Genomic DNA, 4,666 nt, shown 5'->3' with positions numbered 1-4,666 from the left:
CATTTATTGAAGGACCAAGGCTGGGTTCATCAGGATCATCCGTGATTTGAGTTTGAATTCTTGTGACTCTATCAAAAAGATAAACTTGGCCGCTTGGATACGGTTCATCATCTTCAAAATTCCAATTGGATCTAAAAGCAACAAATCTGCCGGTGGCGCTTATGCTAGGGTCTTCGCTTACACCGCCGTCTGTATCTGTAATTTGATCAATAAAGTTAAATGGGCAAGAAAGCGGCTGGGCAAACAAATTGTTGCTAGTAAATACGTAAAGTGGTATTGCTAACAAAACAACAAGTAAAAATCTCATTCTCATCCTCCTACCTAGTCAGTAAAGTAAGTTTGAATAATATTATCATATCGAAATATATATTAATAGCATTAACATTTGATACAAAAAAAGGAGCTGGGCACGAATGCCGAGCTCCTTTTTATATTTTTGAATTTTTTTTAATTTAAGCCGCAGCCTGTCTTCTTCTTATAACTGCAAAACCAATCAGACCTAAAACACCCGCCATTGCTATTAGGCCCCACTCAGAGAGTGTTGGAACGGCTGTGGTAAATCCGCCTCTTACATCGGCAACCAATTCTTCACAATCTATCCAAATGTAGGTTAGGTTGTTTATTGTTATTTGGTCCTCTGCCGGATTTTTGCTTTCTATCTCTGCAGTTATTGCTTCTAACTGATTGGTTGCTACTCTCATTTCAAAAATTATAGTATCAAAATCAGCACCGCAATCTATAAACCCATTTCCAAAATTAATACCATTATTTGTAACTCCTCTGATATCCGCACCAGTACTCAGCCTCAATACATCATCATTACTGCCAAGATCTATTACTTCTGGAACGGCATTTATGTTGGATCCACCTTGGATAATTGAGTTCTCAATAAAAACATTATCACTACTGCTTCCTGTTTCTAATGCAGAGCTTGATATGAGTGTTTTTACCTCAGAATCGATAATCGTAACATTATCAGCTTGATCGTTTCCTGGTGTCATAGATAATACTCGACCATTTGCATTAATTATTGATGATCTAGTAATATTCAATATATTACTTCCTCCGCCAAGCTCCACTGTGTTCACGTTTAAATTCATCAGCTCTGAATCAGTAATATTAACTACATCATCCCCGGTTTCTGTCTCAATAGACTCATTTTCACTGTCAATTCTTGCATCGTTAAGTGTGATAGTATTCATAGCATCACCACCCGCGATTCCTTCCTCCCCGCTGCCTCCGCTTGATAGACGAGTATCAATTGCTGAACCAGGGAGCATAATTACAGTAACATTGCTTGGATTACCCGTTTCATCTACTCCATTTAGATCCGGATTAGGTTGATTATCTGTACATGTGGTTGTACTACCAACCGGTGGTGGGCATACAGAATGTGATTCTTGTTGAAATAATAAAACTACTACGAGTGAAATAATAAAAGTTGATATAATTCTAATCATTTCATCCTCCATTATTGATAAGAATTAAAAGTTTGAACAATTTTATCATATGTACGTATATATGTATAGATTTTTGTTCCGCACTATTTGATCATGTTAATTGTTACGCATCTGCTAAGAACAAATTGACAAAATTTGTAGCTAGAATATATTGTTAACCCGTTAAATAACACCCCGTAATGTTTCTTGGAGGACAAATTGAAAGTACTAATAACAGACGGTATGGCAAAGGACGGTCTTGAGATCCTTGAGGCAGCCACAGAACTAGATATAGATGTAAGAAAAGGCATTCCTAAAGAGGAACTGGCCGAAATAATTAGCGATTTTGACGCGGTAATCGTCAGAAGTGCTACAACCCTTACAGATGAATTAATAGAAGCCGGAACAAATTTAAAAGCAATTGGCAGAGCAGGCATCGGAGTTGATAACGTAGACGTTGAAGCTGCAACCAAAAAGGGAATCGTAGTAATGAACACCCCTGAGGCAAATGCTATCACGACAGCTGAACACACAATTACGCTAATGCTCTCACTGGCTAGAAGAATCCCCGAAGCGCACGCATCGCTAAAAGCAGGAAAGTGGGAAAGAAGTAAATTCAAAGGGATCGAAATTTATGGAAAAACGCTTGGCTGCATAGGTCTAGGCAACATAGGAAAGCTTGTTGCAGAAAGGGCTATGGGTCTTAAGATGAACGTTATTGCTTATGATCCTTTTCTAACTCAAGAAGCGGCTGAGAAACTGGGCGTAGAGCTTGTTAGTCTGGATGATCTACTTTCAAGAGCAGACATAATAACGATTCACACACCACTAACACCAGATACAAAAGACCTTATCAACAAAGACACATTTGAAAAGACAAAACCAGGTTTAATAATAATCAACTGCGCTAGAGGCGGAGTAATAAATGAAAGCGATATAACACAAGCTGTTAAAGAAGGTAAAATCGCTGGAGCCGCTTTTGATGTTTACACGAGCGAGCCGCCAGAAGCTGATAACCCCATACTATCAATTGACGAAAATATTGTAATGACACCTCACCTTGGAGCTTCAACAGCTGAGGCGCAGACAAAAGTAGGACTAGCAATAGCAGAGCAGATTGTAGATTTCTTAGTAAACGGTGTTGTTAACAATGCCGTTAATATGCCTTCGGTAAGCTTAGAAGCACTCACTGTAATGAAACCTTATATAAACCTTGCTGAGAAACTCGGCGTGCTTCAAGGACAGCTCTGCAAAGGCGGCATTAAAGAGTTTATTATTGAATATGACGGCGAGGTATCAGAGCTCGACACATCTCCGATTACGGTATCGGCTCTTAAAGGCTTTCTGACCCCTATGATGGATATAGTCGTAAGCCACGTTAATGCGCCTGTGATTGCAAAAGACAGAGGCATAAAGGTAATCGAAGCCAAATCTTCTGAAGCCAAAGACTATACGAGCTCTATTACCCTTAGAGTTAGAACTAAAGATGGAGAGACTCAGGTCTCCGGAACAATTTTTGGAAAAGAAGAGCCTAGAATTGTGAACGTGAACGGTGTTACAATAGACCTTGTGCCAGAAGGCCATATGCTGGTGAGTGAAAACAATGACAAACCAGGATTCATAGGTTCCATGTGCAGTATACTTGGTGATAATGGAGTGAACATCGGACGTATGCATCTTGGTAGAGAGGCAATTGGAGGAAGGGCTATTGTGTTTACGAGTGTAGACTCCCCTGTTCCGGATCAAGTAATAGAGGAAATTTCTAAACTAACCGAAATTATTTCGGTTGAGCAGGTTAAATTATAAATGGTAGATCGTTTAAGTCTCCCTCAAGGTGTTAAGGATTATATCCCTGAGAAAGCTGAAGAACTTAGAAGAATAGAAGAAGGGCTTTTAGAGGAATTCTCCAGATGGGGATACAGAAAAGTCATAACCCCACTGTTTGAATATTTAGACCCGCTTTCCGTTGGGCTTGGTGATGAGCTAAAAAATAAGGTAATGAAGTTTGTCGATCCTTCAACAGGAGAGGTTGTAGCGCTAAGACCCGACATAACTCCTCAAGTAGCGAGAATTGTTTCCACTCAGCTCAAAGATCCGTCTTCTCCTCTGAGGCTTTGCTATAACGGCAGGGTTGTGAGATTTCAAGAAAAGGGAAGCGGTAAGGAAAGAGAGGTATTTCAAGTAGGATGCGAGCTAATAGGATTAAACTCCGCAGAGGCCGATGCAGAAATAATTGCACTTGGAATTAAATCCTTGGGGAAATCAGGCATTAAAAAGCTTGTTCTTGATATAGGACATACTGGAATACTAAGAAACTTGCTTTCCAAAACTGAAGATGTAAGAGTGCAAATAGAAGAAGCTATAAAGAAGAAAGACCAAGAGGCTTTGGAAAAAGCGCTTAGAAAATCCAAAGCGTCAAAAAACACTAAAGAAGCTATAAAGAAACTTCCAATGCTTTATGGCGGAAGAGATGTTCTAGAAGAAGCAAAGAAAATTACTTCAATTAAAAAATATATAAGAGAGCTTGAGAATGTGCTCAGAGTGGTAGATGACTACCAGCTTGATTGTGAGGTAAATATAGACCTAACTGAGCTTAGGGGATTTAACTATTACACAGGTGTTACTTTTGAAATTCTATCGCATCAGCTACCATCCCCACTTATTAAAGGCGGAAGATATGACGAGCTTATGGGTAAATACGGCTACGATGCCCCCGCCACAGGCTTTGCAGTTGATGTAGAATCCCTTTTAGACTACTCCAAAAACAATCTTGAAAATAACCAGATTCACTTTGTCGTAATACCTAAAAAGCCTTCTCTAAGACGCGAAGCTATTCACCTAACAGAGTGGCTTAGGTCAAGCGGTTTTAAGGTAATATTAGATTTAAATCTTAGCCCTGAGCAAAAACAACTTAGACTAAAAGAGAACAGGGCTTCAAATTTTTACGGTGTAATACTCTTAGAGACGCCTAGAAAGCTTAAACTTATAGAATCCAGAAGAGGCTCTAGCAAAGAGTTCTCTAATCTGGAAGAACTTCTTAAGGGAGGCATCTAGAAATGCCAAACGTTGTGGTTATTGGCGCCCAGTGGGGAGATGAGGGAAAAGGCAGGATAGTTGATCTCATTTCTGAGCAAGTGGACATTGTAGTCAGATACCAGGGCGGAAACAATGCGGGGCATACAATTGTACTAGGCGATGAAAAGATAGTTCTCCACCACCTTCCCTCT

At 39.7% G+C, this 4,666-nt stretch carries 5 protein-coding genes; 3 read left to right on the top strand and 2 right to left on the bottom strand.

The genetic code is table 11. The features are described from left to right. Window positions 1-307, bottom strand: a 307-nt coding sequence (locus AAF462_10290) for a hypothetical protein (GenBank protein MEM7009510.1), incomplete at its 3' end; no start/stop codon positions are given. 145 nt (window positions 308-452) lie between these two features. After that, window positions 453-1,460, bottom strand: coding sequence for an IPTL-CTERM sorting domain-containing protein (locus tag AAF462_10285; protein MEM7009509.1), 1,008 nt, complete (start codon window positions 1,458-1,460; stop codon window positions 453-455). Window positions 1,461-1,658: 198 nt separating this feature from the next. Between AAF462_10285 and serA the strand changes: the two genes are divergently transcribed. The 3 genes from serA to AAF462_10270 all read left to right on the top strand — a co-directional run. Next, complete coding sequence (gene serA, locus AAF462_10280; GenBank protein ID MEM7009508.1) at window positions 1,659-3,245, top strand: phosphoglycerate dehydrogenase; 1,587 nt, start codon at window positions 1,659-1,661, stop codon at window positions 3,243-3,245. Then, window positions 3,246-4,493, top strand: a complete 1,248-nt coding sequence (hisZ, locus tag AAF462_10275) for an ATP phosphoribosyltransferase regulatory subunit (GenBank protein ID MEM7009507.1) — start codon at window positions 3,246-3,248, stop codon at window positions 4,491-4,493. It begins immediately after the preceding gene. 2 nt (window positions 4,494-4,495) lie between these two features. After that, on the top strand, window positions 4,496-4,666 hold a 171-nt coding region (locus AAF462_10270; GenBank protein MEM7009506.1), incomplete at its 3' end, for an adenylosuccinate synthetase.

It is taken from the genome of Thermodesulfobacteriota bacterium (assembly GCA_039028315.1).
In the GTDB taxonomy this organism is placed as follows: domain Bacteria; phylum Desulfobacterota_D; class UBA1144; order Nemesobacterales; family UBA2774; genus CR02bin9.
The sequence above is the reverse complement of the archived record's forward strand: the minus strand, read 5'-3'. Positions and strand labels throughout refer to the sequence as shown.